2 protein-coding genes are annotated in these 1,748 nt (G+C 46.5%); both read left to right on the top strand.

The genetic code is table 11. From position 1 onward, the window contains the following. Positions 1-429: RAP domain-containing protein (locus CX664_RS05755; RefSeq protein WP_145999848.1), on the top strand; the 429-nt coding region annotated here is incomplete at its 5' end. Positions 430-667: 238 nt separating this feature from the next. Then, the coding region (locus CX664_RS05750) for a DUF1601 domain-containing protein (RefSeq protein ID WP_145999847.1) at positions 668-1,748 on the top strand (1,081 nt) is incomplete at its 3' end.

The following is a 1,748-nucleotide window of genomic DNA, read 5'->3' as shown; positions in this document are numbered from 1 at the left end:
CAGATTGAAGAAGAAAAGAGTCTGAACTCACTGCCTCCGGTTGATTTGCTACTGCCAGATCACAACATGGTTATTGAAATTCAGGGACCGTTTCATTACGTGGGTGCTGATTTCAAAACCAGGAATGGTTCGACTCTGCTGAAAATCGCACTGTTGCAAAAAGCAGGATTTGAGGTCATTGAAATTCCGGTTAACATGCTCTCGAATCAGGATTTAATGAAACCATACATTGATCAAATAAAGGCCAGGATAGGCATCCCGCCACAGGAGCATGGCTCTGTATCACTTAAAAGAAGGCGGGCAGATGCGGCATACGTTACTGCTGATAAAGGCAGGCAACCCTCAGATCACGGTTACTTAACAGCAGAAGAACATTCAGAGGAGCAAACCGGTAAACCCGAAAAAAGGAAGAAAACAAATAGCCAGTAATTGCCTTCCTCCCATCATGACTCAAGAACCTCTTTCACATTCCGGTAAAGAATGCCAGCGTTGAACACCTGTTGCCCATACATCTCGCCCCGGATGATTTGCAAATAACGGATTAATGGCATCAAGAATAGATGTGCTTCCCCAACCGTTTACGTTTATAGACATTTCAGCGAAATGAACTTTTGAACAAAACAGAAGTCTGTTTTTTTATGTTTTCATGAATTAAAGAAATATAAAAATGGATAGAAACTCTGCTGGTATCAGTGGTCAATACACAAGATCAAATAATGATTACAACCGACCGGATGACCATGCCGCTTCTTCAAGGCGTGTGCAATATAGACATGGCACAGTCGAACAGTGGGATAATCCCCTCCGTGCTACCCCGGGGCGTAACGAATTTTACCACTCTTCTGACGCATGCTCTTCTCAAAATCTAATGTTCCGCTCAGTGAACTCTGCTCAAGATTTCAATACCCTGACCAGACAGGAAATAATGGATGGTCTGGTGAGTAAATCTTATCGTTTCGGTGATCGCTATGATGGGAGACATCACGGTCAATATGCCAGTTCAATTAAAAAATACACGTCAGCGTCTAAAAGACCATTAAATCGAGCCGAACAAAGTCAGCTGATACGTTTACTGCAAAATTTTTCCGTAACACGGAGCTGGAATTGGCGAAGCCTGACGACAACACTTCATTCATTGACTTCAGCGGGTGTTTTTACCCCTCATAACCCCATGGATGAGCGTGTAAAGCTTACTCAAGCTAACTTATTGTCAACGCTACTTGATGCAATAATATTTAACTGCAACCAAAAACCTGAAGCCAGGGATATTGATGCCCGGGGAATAGCTAACCTGCTGTGGGCCATGGCAAAACTGGTGGACAACGGGCAGGAGCGGACACCAGTGTTCAACGAGGCCGTCGCTACGCTGTTACCCCACGTAAATGGACAGAAAGCTAACTTTAAACCACAGGGAATCGCCAACCTGCTGTGGGCCATGGCGAAACTGGTGGACAACGAAAAAAAGCGGACTCCAGAGCTCAACGAGGCCGTGGCTGCGCTGTTGCCCCTCGTGCACGAACAGAAAGACCAACTTAATGCCCAGGGAATCACCAACCTGTTATGGGCCATGGCGAAACTGGTGGACAGCGGGCAGGGGCAAACACCAGAGTTCAACGAGGCCATGGCATCGTTGCTGCCCCTCGTGAACGCACAGAAAGACCAATTTATTCCACAACATATCGCAAACCTGCTGTGGGCGATGGCGAAACTGGTGGACAACGGGCGGAAGCAGACACCAGGGCTCAAAG

The organism is Endozoicomonas acroporae (assembly GCF_002864045.1).
GTDB classification, from domain to species: Bacteria; Pseudomonadota; Gammaproteobacteria; order Pseudomonadales; family Endozoicomonadaceae; genus Endozoicomonas; species Endozoicomonas acroporae.
Note: the sequence above shows the minus strand (reverse complement) of the source record. Positions and strands in the feature narration are given on the sequence as shown.